This window comes from Streptomyces bambusae (assembly GCF_020532645.1).
Classification (GTDB): domain Bacteria; phylum Actinomycetota; class Actinomycetes; order Streptomycetales; family Streptomycetaceae; genus Streptomyces; species Streptomyces bambusae.
The window spans coordinates 104,332-118,392 of sequence record NZ_JAJAUZ010000021.1; the positions used below are offsets into that span (position 1 = coordinate 104,332).

A 14,061-nucleotide genomic window follows, 5' to 3' on the forward strand; every position below is an offset into this window, starting at 1 on the left:
GCGCTGCCCGTCGACGCTCTCGGAGTACGACGTGGGACGTAGGACGTATGACGTCTTTGTCGCACGCTCCTCGCTCCGTGTCAATGAGGCACCCACCGCAGCTCCGACAAGCACGAAAGCCCAGCATCTCGACGCGACGGGCGCCCCTCTGGAGACATCGCACCAAAACCGACAATCAGCACGAAAAGCGACCCGCAGAATGGCCCCTCAGAGGCCCGATCTCCTACCAGCCAAAGGGATTGCCTCATCGGGCCCCTGAAAGCCCGTCACGCGGCCACACAGCCGTTTTCACCCCTCCCGGAGAGCCCATTTTCCCCCTCGGAACCGCCTCCGGCCCCCCGGCCCCGCTCCCCGTGCTCCGTCCGGCGCATCGCTCGCTCGTGAGAGCTACCCCCCACCCCGTACGGATCACGCCGGGCAGCCGACGGCGATGGCGCGTGGTCGGCTGTCCTCGGCCGGCTGCGGTCCCTGACGGCCGGACCCTTCACCACACCCAGAGGAGCCTCTCATGTCTCGTCGGCACGTCCCTGCCGTCCTCGGTCTCGTTGCGGGCGCACTCGTGGCGCTGCCCGCCCCCGCCGCCCACGCCGCCACCGTGAACGTCCGCTGCTCGGTCCCCGACCTCATCGCGGCGATCAACGCCGCGAACACCGCACCAGGACCAGCCACGCTCCGACTGACGTCCAAGTGCACCTACAAGCTGACCGCACCGGCCACCGGAAGTCCGGGGAACGGTCTGCCGAGGATCAGCAGCGAGATCACCATCGACGGCCGGGACGCGACGATCCTGCGTGACCCGAAGGCCCCCAAGTTCCGCATCCTCTTCGTGACGGGCACTGGCGACCTGACCCTCAACCGCACCACGATCAAGGGCGGCTTCGCCGTCGACTGCCCGTTCTTCGAAGAGCAGGTGCCGGGCATCGTCTGCGGAGGAGGCATCTCCAACACCGGAACGATGAAGGTGAACCGCAGCAGGTTCGTCGGCAACACGGCCCGCTCCGATGTCTTCGCCCAGGGCGGCGCGATCGACAGCCCCGGCACGGCCACCGTGAGCAAGACCGAGGTGCGTGGAAACCACGTCGTCTACAGCGGGACCGCCGCCGGCGGCGGAGCCGCGGGCGGCGCCATCGCGAACGACGGCCCGCTGACACTGACCGGCTCCCGGCTCACCGACAACACCGCCACCGTCACCAAGGACACCGAAAGCTTCGCCTTCGGAGCCGGCCTCATCAGCTTCGCCGAGACGACCGTCGAGCACACCGTCATCAGCAAGAACCGCGCCTTCGCGCCCGGCGGGTTCGCACGCGCCGCCGTCTCCAACGGCATTCCGGCACCCGGCCGGCTCACCGTGACCGGCGGCGCCATCAAGGACAACACCTCGGACGCCCCGGACGGCTTCGCCCAAGGCGGCGGCATCGCGACCAATGCCCTGATGACCGTGGAAGAGGTGGAGATCAGCGGCAACCGGGCCGTCGCCAAGAACGGCACCGCCCGCGGCGGCGGCATCCGCGTGGGCCCCTTCGGCACGCTGGACCTGACCGGCAGCCGCGTCACCGGCAACACCGTCGACGCACCGAACGGCACCGCCCAGGGCGGCGGACTGGACAACCCCGACGGCGGCACCCTGACGGCAACGGGCAACAAGGTCCTCCGCAACACGGTCACTGCGAGGGGCGGTACCGCGCAGGGCGGCGGGCTCTACCACGCGAGCGGCACCACCACGCTCACGAGGAACGCCCTCACCCACAACCGGGCGGGCGACGGCGGCGGCATCTTCAAGGCCTCCGGCACCCTCACCCTCGACGGAGATGTCATCCGCGACAACCAGCCGAACAACTGCAGCCCGACGGGCACCATCCCGGGCTGCACCGGCTGACGAGCCGCCCGGGATGCACGGAGGCCCGCTTCCCTCCCCCGAAGGGGCGGGAAGCGGGCCGTTTTTCAAAACCGGGTTTTGAAACCGCGCCTACTGGCAACCACGGACTACATCTGCTCCAGCAGCAACTCGGCCACCCGCTGACGGTACGACTCGTCCGTCAGCTCACGGAGCCCCTGGACCAGCTCCTCCGGCGAGTCCACCTGCGCCAGCAGCGAGCCGAGGAGCGGCAGCACTGCGGCCACTCCCCCACCCGCCGACGCCACCGGCTCGGCGACGGGCCGCGGAACCTCAGCCACCGGCACCTGCTCCTCGACGGGATCCGAGGAACGCGGCCGCACCACGGAAGCCGCAGCCGCCGGGCTCTCCACCGGAACGGCCTCCACCGGCGGCTCGTACGCCACCACCGGCTCGCTCGCCACCACCGGCTCCGGCACCACCGGCTCCGGCGCCACGGGGGGTACGGGGGCCGGGGGCGCCACATCGGGAACGACGGCCTCCGGCACCGGCGCGGCAGCGACGGGCGGAGCCGCCAGCGGAACGGCAGCCGGGGCGGGTGCAGGAGCGGGAGCCGGCGCAGGAGCGGGAGCCGGCGCCGGGGCGGCCGCCGGAGCGGGCGCCGCCTTCGGCAACTGCGCCTGCCGCAACTGCTCCGCGAACTGAGCCATCTGCTCGTCGTGGTCGGCCGTACGGGCCGCCATCTCCCGCGCCGCCTTCAGCTTGAACGTACCCGCGTCGACCCGCCGCTGGAGCTCCGGCGCGAGCCGCAGCAGGGCGAGCCGGTGCGAGACGTACATCTGCGACTTGCCGATGCGCTGGGCCACCTTGTCCTGGGACCCGTACTTCTCCACCAGCACCTGCAGGAAGGCCGCTTCCTTGCAGGGCTCGATGTCCTTGCGGTGGATGTTCTCGATGATGACGGCCTCGTCGAGGAGGCCCTTGCCGTCACCGAGATGGTCCTGGACCTTGATGTCGAGCCGGGTCCACCCGAGCTGCCGGGCGGCAGCGTGCCGGCGGTTGCCGTTCACGACCACCCAGTCCGCCGTGCCCAGCGCCTTCGCGTGCTGCGGCTTGAGCCGCAGGAACACGTCACGGGAGACGACGGCCACCGGCTGGAGCTGGCCCACCTCCCGCAGCGTGCTCATCAGCTCTTCGAACTCCGGGTCGTCCGGGCTGTACTCGGCCTTGCCACGCGGGTTCTCCGGGTTGCCGACGAGCGTGTGCATCAGCGCGGAGTGCGGGGGCAGCTTCTTCTCAGGCTCTCCCCCGGCGGTCGCCGCAGCCGCCTTCTCGCCGATCAGGCTGGCAAAGTTGGTGCGCTTGCTCATCGACGCTTGGCCCCCGCTCCGATCTCCAGGGCCAGCTTGTAGAAGTCCTCACGGGCTTCCATCGCCACGCGGTTCTTCTTGTACCGGGTGACGACGGTGCCTTCGACGGCCGCCCGCGCGTGGACCTTGTAGTGGCGGATCACCGTGTTGGCGAGGTTCCAGCCGCTGCCCTCGATGAACGCGCGGGTGTCCTCCAGGTCGGCGAGACCGTCACGCGGGTCCCAGTTGTTGATGACGACCCAGTACGGCAGGCCCAGCGGCTTGACGACCTCCTCGATGGTGGTCTGGGTCGGGATGAAGCCGAGCGGTTCGGGCTCGACCGGGATGATCAGGTCGTCGGCGTTGGCGAGGACGGCGCGCATGGCGTCGGCCGCCGCGCTGTCACCGAAGGGGTCGCCGGCCTGCTGCACCTCGTCATCCGGCAGGTCCATCCAGCCGGGAGTGTCGATGAAGGCGTGCTTGACCTTGCGGGTCTTCTTCAGTTCCGGGAAGTACGTGAGGTCCTTGCGCGACTTGGTCTGGATGAAGGAGAAGGGGAGGTCGTTCCCCACCCGCTCCGACCACCAGGTCGCCGAACCCTGCGGGTCGCTGGAAACGGCGACCACGTAGTCCGGCTCCCCCGAAGGGGCCTCGCCGAGGACCTCGGCCGCGACGGCGGCCACATTGACGGTGAGGGTCGACTTGCCGACCCCACCCTTGCGATTGATGACGGCAGTGATGCGTGCCATGGATGGTGCTCCATTGGATTCCGTGTGCTTCCCGGCCACGGGTGACCGGTACTGCGGACCCGGACAGCATTGCACGTCAAGGGCTCGCGCCGGAATCTCACACCCCCACAATTCGCGATCAGTTCGTGAGAAATCGGGCACATCGCCCCTCAACTCGGAAGCCAGAGCCTCCACTTTCAAAACCGGGTTTTGAAAACAGGGCCCGGGAGCGCGCTCCCAAAGCGGTGAACTCCCCTACCCCGCGCGCCCAGCCAGGCCTGCCGCTGCAGCAGTGGGGCGAGCGTGATCGCCCCGCACAGACCGACCACGAGGGCGCACGCGACGCGGCCCCGCAGGTACGGCGTACGGAGGCCCGGCACCCAGCGCGCCCGTCGCTGGAACGCCGGCAACACCGCGAGCAGCGTCGCCCCGACGAACGTCCTCAGGTGCGCAACACCCCTAGCCGCCGGTGGTCCAGTAGTTGTGTACGGCCTGGGTTGCGGGCGGCTGGGACGGGTCGACCGGGAAGCCGAACTCGACCGCGATGGGGGCCATCCGCTCGCCGAAAGCCCGCATGTGTTCTTCGCTCTCCCAGAGATCGAAGATCTCGATGCCTCCGCCGACCCGGGCGCACACGTGCGACAGGCAGCCGTCGAAGATGCCGGGCATCTCCTGCAGCCGCGCGTTGAGCGCGTCGTACTGCTCGGTCGTGATGCCGGGAAGCGGAACGTGAATGAAGACGGCCATGCCCGGTGGCTCCTCACCTGATGAACCCTGCGCTCAACCCTGAAGGGCACCCGACGCTCCGACTGCCCACCCCAGCACAACACGCCTGCCGTGACCCGGCACCTACACGGAGGCCGATCGGGGGGGCCGAGGTGGTCCTCCTCAGCCGGACTTCAAAACCCGGTTTTGAATCAGGCCCGGACGACCTCCCGGAGCGGCTGCCGGCCTCCGCCCCGGAGCCGAACGGGCGAGTCTGAGGGGTGGCCGGCGGACTCCCTCGCGACCGGTTTCAAAACCGGGTTTTGAAAAACCCTGCCCACCGGCGGCCGGCCCCTGGCGCCATGCCCACTCCTCCACCCCCCACTCCCCCGCTCCCCCACTCCTACGGAAGCTCCGTACTCTCCCGCCGCCGCCAGTCCCAATCCGGGTACCGGTCGATCAGGGCCAGGAACTCCCCCGCCGCCAGGATCTCCCCGTGGTTCGTGTCGAGCAGCCCGTCGAACCCGCTCAGCACCTCCCGCAGGAACACCCGCGCCGCCTCCATCGACTGACTCGCCACCCACACCCCGTACGGCTCCCCAACCCTCGCGGCGACTTCCTCCACCTCATCCGGCTCATAGTCCGCCAAGATCCCCCCGGACAGATCGAGGTGGTACGAGTACCCCCGCCAGTACAGCCGCTCCCCCTCAACCGCCGCATCCGGCACGACCCCCGACCCCCGGATCCGCGCCTCCAACCCCGCCCGCTCCCCCACAGCCCCAAGAATCACCACCGACGGCCAACCCACGACCCCCTCCTCCCACCCGGTTTCAAAACCGGGTTTTGAACTCACCACGGAAAACTCCCTCACAGCCCCCGGATCGCCTCCCCCAGATCCGAGCCGTACGAGGCCCAGCAGATCACCGTTCCGTCCGCCTCGGTCCGTCCCATGAACCACTCTCCTTCCGCCTCCACGAGACACAGCTCGTGGAACGTCAGGATCACTCCGGCCTCCAGCGGCACGTACTCCCCCAGCCGCCAGTCCTCCACCACCACGAACCGCTCCCCACCCGAGACCGCTGCCCGTGTATCCCCCGACTCCTCCCGCACCCTCTCCACGGTCCACCCCTGCGGAAGCCCGCCCCCACCCATCGAACCCACCCTTCCGAGCGCCACTTTCAAAACCGGGTTTTGAACCCGCCCCGCCAGCCGGTGCCTCAGGACGGGTGCAGTACGGACATCGCGATCTCGCGGACGCGGGCCAGTGTGATGCCGGTGCGTTGTTCGACGGCGAGCGGGTGGGTGGTGGGCTCCAGCTCGATCGAGGGGCGCATGCCCACCAGCCGGGTGTGGGCGTTGGTCCGGAGGTTGGTGGTGCTCTCGGGATAGAGCGCGAGTTCGGTGCTCAGCCAGCCGAAGTACGGCTTCTCGGTCTCCCGCCCCTGCGTGTCCCAGACCGCACGGGCGCGGACGAAGTTGTCCTTGCTGAGCGAGACCCACACGCCCCAGGAGAAGACGTCCCCGCTGTCGATCACGGGTATCTCGATCAGCCCCCGGATGAAGAAGTGCTGCCCTCTGATCACGCACTGGTCGGACGACAACATGCAGTCCGGCTCCGCCTCGAAGCTGGGATCCCAGACATCGGGGGCGAGGGTCGAGTAGCTCAGGGGCAGCTCTGTGTGGTGCTCACCGCAGCACGCGCAAGTGAAGCCGAGATCGTTAGCCATGGCCCGAGCGTAGTGACGCCGGTCTGGCCATGGGGGGGAGTACCACGTCCGGCCGGCCGGACGTCGCTCCTGCGGGGGTGACTTCAAAACCCGGTTTTGAAACCCGCGCTCTCCAGGCCTCCCGTACCCGATCAGCGCAGACGCGAAAGTCGCAGCAGAGCCTCGCTGCGCACTTCGGGGTCGGCGTCCGTGGCCAGCTCTCGCAGCCGGCCGAGCAGCTCACCGCCATCGGCTCCGGTCACCCAGCGGTGATCGCAGTCGAGCTCCGCGGCAAGCTGCTCCGCCGTGCTTTCGTCAGACGCGACCGCGCGGGCGGCCAGCACGGCCCGCAAGCCGGCGAGATCCCTCCGAGCCAACAGCGCGGCAGCCGTCTCCGAGGTGACTCCGGTGTCCCGGGCATCCAGCAGCAGACGATGCAGCACGCCCGAGTAGCGCTCGATCCGAGGCTCGGCCGCCAGCCGCCGCCCGGCCTCAGCCCTGACGGCCCAGTCCGGCGAATCCGCCATCTCCACGAACTGCTCCACGACACCAGACTCCCATCAACACGGTCCCGTCGGACAGCGGGGGAGGAGGGCAGAAGGCGGCACGCCCCGCCGCAAGTCCAAAACCCGGTTTTGAACCCGACCCCGCACCCGCCCGCGAAGCCCCCCGAACGCGTCTCCCCGCACCGCTTCAAAACCGCGTTTTGGAACCGCGCCCCACAGCCCTCCCGACCAACCCCGCAGGCCCCCGTACCAACCCCACCCATCCCCCAGTCGGCCCGATCCTCAAAACCCGGTTTTGAAAATCCCCCCTCAGCCCCGGCAAGCGAGAGTCACCCGGCGCCGCGCACGGTCCAGCTCACCGACCACAACAGTCAGCTCGTCCCCCACACGAACGCCGTCCCTCACGGGAAGCTCCCGCACCAACCCCTCGACCCCCTCCGCAACCTCCACGAACACCCCGATCGGAACCACCTTCGTGACCCGCCCTCGCAGCAACTGCCCCGGCGCAACACTCCGCGCGAACTCCTCGAAGGGATCCGGCCGGGTAGCCCGCAGCGAAAGCCTCGCCTCGAGATTCCAGGTGTCGAAGGCCATGAACTCGCACACGATCCGCTCACCGATCCGCACGACATCAGAGACGGACTCCCACCGGATCCACGACAACTCAGGCATGGAGATGAAGCCGACGCCCGGAAACAGCGGGTGGTCCGGGCCCCGGTCCAGCGCGACGAAGACGCCGAAGCTATCGATCGAAGACACGGTTCCGCCCAATGTCTCACCACTACGCAATGACTCCAGGAACGCCCAGAGCTCCGACTTCTCAGATCGCCAGTCCATGCGGGCAAGACTCGCACGGAGCACCACGAGACCAACCCGGGCGGCAGCGGGGGAGAGAAACCCCCGGGCGCCTCAACGCCCGACGTTCCCAAAACCCGGTTTTGAACCGGCCGCGACCGCGGGCTCCGAGGGCTGTCTGACCCCCGGTTTCAAAACCCGGTTTTGAAACCGGGGGTCAGGCGTCACGCAAGTTCGGCGGTCCAAACGCCTGAACGGTGGTCCCGGGGGTGCAGCCACAGCAGGGGCTGGGAGTCGCGGTGGGCGGGGGTGGCGGCCGGATCCCAGGGGAAGCGGCCGTCCGCGTCGGGCCAGGCGACCTGGAGGAACGGCAGGGGTGGGCGCCGGTAGAAGGCGAGGGCGCAGCCGAAGAAGGTCCGGTACCAGCCCGGGTGCACGTTCCGCAGCTCCATCGGGGAGGCCTCGACCGCCGCCCCGGCGGCGACCCGCTCGCCCAGCCGGTTCAGCATCCGGTGCATGACGTGGATGTCCAGCCCGAACACCGCGAGCTCGGCGGAGCCGTAGCTGTGGGCCAGACCGACCGTGTACGCGAAGCCGGGGCCGGCCTCGTCCTCCGGCACCATCACCACGTGCCAGCCGTACCTCTGCACGTGGTCGATCATCATGCGGTCGATGTCGTCCGCCGCCTCCCGGTCGCCGTAGTCATGGCACAGGACGCAACGGCACGAGAAGGCGGCATCGGTCATCCGGGAAGGCTACGAGGTCCCCGGCCCGGTCTGGACGTCAGCCCGCACCACATCCACCACGGCAGTCCACGACCACGGCTCGTCCCGGGTCCACGTCACCGCGACCTCCACCCCGTGAAAGTCCCGCGCAAGCCCCGCAACCCAGAGCTCGGTCGCACGCAACGCCTCCGCCGGATCGGCCGGCTCCGGGGAAGCCCACCCACCGCGCAGGCAGGAACCGTCCGCCAGCCGCAGGCTCCGCGCCCACCCTTCCGGTGAAGCCAGGAGCAGCACCCCGACCGGCAACCCGATCGCCGTCCTCCCACGCCGCCTCACCGCACCGGCCCCCGCTCGTCCACGTACACGCTCGGCTCCCCCAGGAAGGCGTCCGGGGCCACCGGCCCGTACGCGATGTTGAAGGTGTCCAGCCAGTACGACCAGTCCCGCACGCCGGCCGCGCTGCTGAAGCGGTAGTTCAGCTGCCACCGCACCCACTGCCCCGGCTGCAGGTTCACGGCGGGCAGCCGACGGGGTCGGGGCGGGATGCCGTACAGCGGGTCGACGTGGGGGAGTACCCGCAGTCGGCCATCGACCTCACGAAGGCGCACGGGAACCGGCTTGCGCGACTCCACGACGCTTTCCTTCACCACGAAGCCGTCGTCCTCACGCGTGCGCACGAGATGCGCGCCACCGTCGGGCACGCGGGGCAGCAGGTACCCGACCGGTACCGCGTTCCGCCGCGCCGCCGCCTCACCACCACGGGACTTCTTCGTCCATGAAGTCCTGACCCACTGCACCGTGATCTCCATCGTGGCAGCGTACGGAGCCCCCCGAGGCCTGTCGCGGCACTTTCACCGCGCCCAGCCGCACCCCGGGCACACATGGCCGTGCACGTAACCGTGCACCCCACGGCCCCGCCCATGTGAACGACCGCTCCACGAGCCCCGGTTCACTCACGGGCACCCGCTCCTGCGGTCAACAAGCTTCCTCAAAGCGGCAGCAACAGTCCGAAACTATCAACTGACGCCAAATACCGGACAGACGGCGAAGTCGCACGAGGCGCTCGCCCGCCCCCTCAGCTCTCCGGAAGCGTTATCCCCAGCTCGCGCATCGCCGCCGACGGCGGACCGGCCGAGCGCTGCGTCTTGTGCCCCGTGACCTTCGGCGAGATCGTCCGCGGATCGATCGCCTCCGACGGCGAGCTGGACGCGTAACTCCCGTCCGGCTGCTGGTCCCGGTCGTGGGGGAGGAGCCAGAACACCCGGCGCAGGAAGGTCCCGGACGCGCGGGAGGCGCGAGCGCTGGAGGACAGGGTCGCGTAGCCGACCATCCGGCCGTCGCGGTGGTACGGCGGCTTGCCACGGCGGGTCTGGAGCCGGTCCAGGCTCTGCCGTACGTAGTCCAGGCTCTCGATCGACTCCAGCCAGACGATCTCGTGTTCGTGAGCGATCTGCTGGGGTTCGATAAGCGCGCTCACGTACCCTCCTCCTCCTGGTCCGGGTCGGCCATCAGACCGATGCCGGGGTAGTACTTCCGCTGATTCGAGGTGAGCATGCCCTTCGGGCTGCTCATACCAAGGGTTTCCCGGACCCGCGCCGCGAACGCGCGGGACGTCACCGGGTTGGCGCCCTCGTCGGCACACCACTGACGGTATGCCTGGTACATCCGCGTCTGCTCGGCACGCAGACCGGACTGCAGCACGCAGGCCTCGCTGATGAAGCGGCCCATGTGGTCCTCGGTCTCCGCATAGGCAGTGGTCGCGATCCGGACCTTGTCGGGTCCGGTGAGATCCTTCTCGCCGCCAAGGTACCGGCGCGCGCCGTCGATCAGCCAGGACAGAATGCCCGGGCCCTCCTCGTTGACGAGCGCATCGGCCAGATTGTCGACCTTCCGGTGATCGGGCACGACCCGCTCGAACGGAATCAGTCGCATGCGGCGCCAGAACGCGAAGCCACCGGTGCCGACTTCGGGACGGTGGTTGCCGAGCAGCCACAACTTGTGCGTCGGATCGAAACTGAAGAAGTCCTGACGCATCCGCCGCGCCTTGATCCGGTCACCACCGGTCAGCAACTTGACGCGCGCCTCGTCGAAACGGTCGCCCGGCTTCAACTCCGAACACACGATGACGCGTCGACCGTGCAGTTCCGCAAGGTCCGTCGGGTGCCCCTCGAACGGCTTCGCCATCAGGAAGCCCGGCGGGGCCGCGTCGGCGTAGTCGCCGAGCAGCTTCACCATCACGTCCAGGAGCACCGACTTGCCGTTCTTGCCCATGCCGTAGAGGAACGGCATGATCTGCGCGCCCACGTCACCCGTGATCGAGTAACCGAGCAGCAGGTGCAAGAAGCTGATCACTTCCTTGCCCTCGGCGTCGTCCCCGAACGTGTCCTCCAGGAACATCTGCCAGCGCGGCGTAGGAATGCTCTCCGGCGCCACCGACGTGGCCCGCGAGTGGTAGTGCTTGCTCGGGTCCGGCGCGATGACCTCACCGGTCCGCAGGTCCACGACCCCGCCCGGCGTGCACAGCGCGTACGGATCCGCATCGAGCTGGGTCGCGCTGAGCACCATGCCCGGCGCCGACTTGGCCTGCATCAGCATCGCCTTCATGCCCGAAGTCGACAGGGCGCGGCGGCGGTGCTGGCGCAGGTTGGTCGTGGTGTGGAGGCCCTCGGGGTCGTGCTCGGTGAGCTGCTCGGCCATCTCGCCGGCCGCCCACATCACGGTGTCGTCCTCGTCGAGCTCCCACCGGTGCCCGATCCACCGGTACCAGCCGAGGCCCGGGATGTGCCGGTACTCCCGCCCGTAAAGCCGTACGAACAGCTTGGCGTTGCCCCGGTCGGTGAGGCTGTCGGGCATCAGGCCACTGGCCGCGGCCCGGCCGGCGGGCACGTTCGGCGTCGCCGCGGACGCGGCAGCCGGACCGGGCACGGCACCCGCCGGATCGCCGGCGGGCGGCGCCGGGGCGTGCTGCGCGGGCAGTTCGACGGGACCGGGCAGCTCCAGCTGCGTCGGCGCGCCCTGCAGGATCTGCCGGGCGACGGCCACCGGATCGAAGTCGCCACCGGAGTTCGTCACGACCGGCCCCCCGCGTACAGGGGCTTCTGCCGGCCCGCGTTCATGCCGCTGACGATGATCTGCTGAACCCGGGCGGCCTGCCCGGGCCGTGCGTGCTCGGCGGCGACGCGCAGCGCCTCGGCGCCCGCGGCCTCTTCGATGTGCCCGGCCGCCACGAGCCCTCCCACGGTGTACGCGGCCCGGTTCAACTTCTCCGAGAAACCCGCCCCCTGGCTCTGGCTCCCGCACGCGGCCACTTCCGCCAGCACGGTCGACAGCGCCGCCACAGCAGCCTTCTGCGCCCCACGGCCCCCCAGAGCGCCCTGGGCGCCCTTGACAGCCTTCCGGGGCCGTGTACCGCCCCCGGAGCGCCTGTTGGCCCCCTGGACGGGCTGGGGCACCGTCACAGGCTCTCCAGCACCCTTCACGGACTTCGCTGTGCGCCGCACGGGCTTCACAGTCCCATTCACCACGAGATGCCCGGTACGCACGAGTTCGTCGGCGAGCCACTGCGGCAGCTCTCCCGGCGTACGACACGTCCCCAGCAACTCGTACGTCCCGGCCTGGGTCACTGTCCCCGGCGCAACGACGTACCCCCCGGTCGCCCTCACATCCACCTGCCATGCAAGCGCCCGCGACCGACTGGCCCCGGACGAACACTGCCATTCGCGCCCTTCACCGGCGCGGTACCACAAGTGCAGCCCGCCCGATGGCGTGCGCACCCGAAGCGTCTCCTCGTCCCAGGCGGGATCCGGTGCCCCTCGCAACGCGGCGAGCACCGCGAGCGTGTGGAAACCGTTCGCCAGCCCGGTCAGATCCACGTGTTCCCCGATGTGGATCCCCGGAAGGATCCGGTCCCGCTCCGGGACCGCGCCACCGTGCGCGTCGATGTCGATGACGATCAGCCCGGCGGCCCCGGTGGCAACCCCCACACCGAAGGTCGGCTGGGCCCCCCACCAGTTCTCGATCCGGGCGAGGTCGGTGGTCGCGGCATGGAAACCGTGGCACCACCGCCCCGCCGGAATGCACTGGCAGTCCGCCGGCTGGTGGCTGTGCCCCTGACACAGCATGCAGTTCTTCGGCGGAGTCTTCTGCCCCGAGGCCAACGGGTGTACGGGCCAACCCCGCTCCGCGCACCACCGAGCGACCGAGCGGCTCTCGGGTGCGTCGAATCCTGCGGCGCGGCGGGTCACGGGGCTTTCCGTACGTCAGCGACTGAGCCGGTCTTTCGGTCGCTGCCAGAAAACTGCAGCTCAGGGGCCATGTATGACTCCGACAGCGACCGAAGCGACTCAAGCTCAACAATGGGTCAAGCACACCCTAGCGGACGATCACACCCGGAGGAGGGAGCATCCCGGTGTGGCGAACGGGTGACGATGCACCGGCGCGCCCCGACTCTCCGACCCGGGCGCCCCCGTTGAACCCAACCCCTCTCCTGGAGGTCGTCTCCAACCCCTCCAGGGGGCAGCGACTGAACGCGTAGACACCAGCGACTGAAGCTTTTCAGTCGCTGCCTCGGTCGCTACCTCATCTCCGCAGCTCAGAGGCCCTGTGGACCCCAAAATAGCGACTGAAGCGACTGAAGGGTCCCATCTATGACACGCACACGCACACGCGAATGTCTTCATATACAGGAACTTGAGTCGCTTCGGTCGCTATCAAGCCTCCATCACCCCTCTGACCTGCACAAACGCCAAGCGACTGAACCAGCGACTGAACGATTTCGGTCGCTTCCCCTTCAGTCGCTACCCCCGTGAACTGCAGCGACCCAAGCGACTGAAGCCATCGACAGCGACTGAACCGTCAACCCCACTGGACGCCAACCCCCCTCCCTCAGCGACCCAAGCGACCGAAGCGACCCAACCCCCACCACACCGCCACGCCCCACTCGCCAACCAGCAGCCACCCACCCCCCTCCCGCACCCGGCCCACCAACCCACAGTCCCACCAGCCCCGCGCTTGCAGGATTCGTAGTGACGGATATGTGCGATGTCTCGAAGAGTAAAAGACTTCGTGAATAGGCCAGTGCGAGGTCCTTTTTTTTTACAACGTTAAATCGTAGGATCGCGAAATCCGCACTGCTGAATAAAACTGCAGGAAGCGAGCAATAAAATGAGCGGAGAAATCCTCGTGGGACCCGATGCACTGAGCTAAAGAGTTAAAGAGGCTCGACCAGCCCCGCATCTCAGGGCTCATAGGCCCTCCCCATGATTCGGAAAAAACGCATCTGCAAGGGCTCTGCAGGCCTGGCTAGCCACTGTTCCCCACCCTGCTGAGGACCGTCAGCCTGAGCTTCTATTTCTGCTGCAAGGTCGTCCGGGAGCGAAGGAACTCCGGCCCCCACTCGAGCTGTCCGGTCACCAGCAGAGTGGGCGCAGCCCAACAGGCAGATTCCATGAGTTGATCCGACTGGAATCACCCGGGAAGTGCCTTCGATTACCTTCTTGGGTGCCGCGCAAATAGGGCGCCCTTGGCCGGTCCCGTACTCCCAGTGCCAGTCCCAGTCGAGGTCGCTCACTGCCCACCCTCGGCCTGGCGTGTGAATCCGGCTTCTGCGCCCCTCAAGCAGGAAGCCCCGCAGGAAGGGCGGAGCAGGAGAAGACCCCGAACAACTGCCGGCAGGCGGGCGCGGTACCGGGGTGCAGCGGCTGACGGGACCTGC

Annotated in this window: 14 protein-coding genes; 1 reads left to right on the top strand and 13 read right to left on the bottom strand. The window is 68.8% G+C overall.

The window, feature by feature from the left end; translation table 11 throughout:
* Positions 1-508 precede the first annotated feature (508 nt).
* On the top strand, positions 509-1,876 hold the full coding sequence (locus tag LG634_RS17175; RefSeq protein WP_226734706.1) for a hypothetical protein: 1,368 nt from the start codon (positions 509-511) through the stop codon (positions 1,874-1,876).
* A gap of 107 nt (positions 1,877-1,983) precedes the next feature.
* On the opposite strand, the gene LG634_RS17180 is transcribed toward LG634_RS17175, so the two are convergent.
* The 13 genes from LG634_RS17180 to LG634_RS17240 form a co-directional block, all read right to left on the bottom strand.
* The gene (locus tag LG634_RS17180; RefSeq protein WP_226734707.1) at positions 1,984-3,204 is read right to left on the bottom strand and encodes a ParB/RepB/Spo0J family partition protein; all 1,221 of its coding nucleotides are present in this window, start codon (positions 3,202-3,204) and stop codon (positions 1,984-1,986) included.
* Positions 3,201-3,932 carry a nucleotide-binding protein gene (locus LG634_RS17185; RefSeq protein WP_226734708.1) on the bottom strand — a complete coding sequence of 244 codons (732 nt, stop codon included), beginning with the start codon at positions 3,930-3,932 and terminating at the stop codon, positions 3,201-3,203. The genes LG634_RS17180 and LG634_RS17185 overlap by 4 nt, the downstream gene beginning before the upstream one ends.
* 438 nt (positions 3,933-4,370) lie before the next feature.
* Positions 4,371-4,658 carry a hypothetical protein gene (locus tag LG634_RS17190; protein WP_226734709.1) on the bottom strand — a complete coding sequence of 96 codons (288 nt, stop codon included), beginning with the start codon at positions 4,656-4,658 and terminating at the stop codon, positions 4,371-4,373.
* Positions 4,659-5,019: 361 nt separating this feature from the next.
* Positions 5,020-5,472 (bottom strand): hypothetical protein, encoded by a 453-nt coding sequence (locus LG634_RS17195; RefSeq protein WP_226734710.1) that lies wholly within the window; start codon positions 5,470-5,472, stop codon positions 5,020-5,022.
* A gap of 11 nt (positions 5,473-5,483) precedes the next feature.
* A complete protein-coding gene (locus LG634_RS17200) occupies positions 5,484-5,672 on the bottom strand; it encodes a hypothetical protein (protein WP_226734711.1) in 189 nt (62 codons plus the stop codon).
* 161 nt (positions 5,673-5,833) lie between these two features.
* A complete protein-coding gene (locus LG634_RS17205; protein ID WP_226734712.1) occupies positions 5,834-6,343 on the bottom strand; it encodes a DUF2199 domain-containing protein in 510 nt (169 codons plus the stop codon).
* 131 nt (positions 6,344-6,474) lie between these two features.
* Positions 6,475-6,867 carry a hypothetical protein gene (locus LG634_RS17210; RefSeq protein ID WP_226734713.1) on the bottom strand — a complete coding sequence of 131 codons (393 nt, stop codon included), beginning with the start codon at positions 6,865-6,867 and terminating at the stop codon, positions 6,475-6,477.
* A gap of 270 nt (positions 6,868-7,137) precedes the next feature.
* Positions 7,138-7,665 (bottom strand): S1 RNA-binding domain-containing protein, encoded by a 528-nt coding sequence (locus LG634_RS17215; RefSeq protein ID WP_226734714.1) that lies wholly within the window; start codon positions 7,663-7,665, stop codon positions 7,138-7,140.
* A gap of 182 nt (positions 7,666-7,847) precedes the next feature.
* Complete coding sequence (locus LG634_RS17220; RefSeq protein WP_226734715.1) at positions 7,848-8,369, bottom strand: DUF4262 domain-containing protein; 522 nt, start codon at positions 8,367-8,369, stop codon at positions 7,848-7,850.
* A 311-nt stretch (positions 8,370-8,680) separates the two neighbouring features.
* Positions 8,681-9,157, bottom strand: coding sequence for a hypothetical protein (locus LG634_RS17225; RefSeq protein ID WP_226734716.1), 477 nt, complete (start codon positions 9,155-9,157; stop codon positions 8,681-8,683).
* A 266-nt stretch (positions 9,158-9,423) separates the two neighbouring features.
* Positions 9,424-9,825 carry a DUF6009 family protein gene (locus LG634_RS17230; RefSeq protein ID WP_226734717.1) on the bottom strand — a complete coding sequence of 134 codons (402 nt, stop codon included), beginning with the start codon at positions 9,823-9,825 and terminating at the stop codon, positions 9,424-9,426.
* Complete coding sequence (locus LG634_RS17235) at positions 9,822-11,201, bottom strand: DNA primase family protein (RefSeq protein ID WP_226734724.1); 1,380 nt, start codon at positions 11,199-11,201, stop codon at positions 9,822-9,824. The genes LG634_RS17230 and LG634_RS17235 overlap by 4 nt, the downstream gene beginning before the upstream one ends.
* Before the next feature lie 215 nt (positions 11,202-11,416).
* Entirely contained in the window at positions 11,417-12,592 is a 1,176-nt protein-coding gene (locus LG634_RS17240; RefSeq protein WP_226734718.1) for a bifunctional DNA primase/polymerase, read from the bottom strand.
* Positions 12,593-14,061 lie beyond the last annotated feature (1,469 nt).